Source organism: Shewanella sp. S1-49-MNA-CIBAN-0167, assembly GCF_040310145.1.
Taxonomy (GTDB): Bacteria; Pseudomonadota; Gammaproteobacteria; order Enterobacterales; family Shewanellaceae; genus Shewanella; species Shewanella psychromarinicola.
The window spans coordinates 1-350 of sequence record NZ_JBEOPO010000144.1; the positions used below are offsets into that span (position 1 = coordinate 1).

Sequence of the window (350 nt, forward strand, 5' to 3'; positions counted from 1 at the left end):
TATCAAGAGTTTTTATCAAGTTGTCGCCTTATTACGCTAAAGGGCGAATGGGTTAAAAGTGTCGGCGAACTACGTATTGCTAACTTTTTAACCCTTAATGGGGTCGACTATGAATATGAAGCAAATTACTTGCACGACACCCGCACCGTCGCTCGACGTCAGTATCAACCCGACTTTTATTTACCTAAATCCGATCTGTATATTGAATATTTAGGGTTAAATGAACGAAACGAAACAGCTCCCTTTGTCGATCAAAAATCTTATCTCGAAAGTCTTGAATGGAAACGAAATTTACATTTAAGTAAAGGGACCCAAATGGCTGAGTTGTATTCGTATCAGCTCATGAAAGG

The 350-nt window shown here is 39.1% G+C and carries 1 protein-coding gene; it reads left to right on the plus strand.

Annotated elements, in window-relative coordinates:
- The coding region (locus AAEZ00_RS20740; RefSeq protein ID WP_502959351.1) for a PDDEXK family nuclease at positions 1-350 on the plus strand (350 nt) is incomplete at both ends.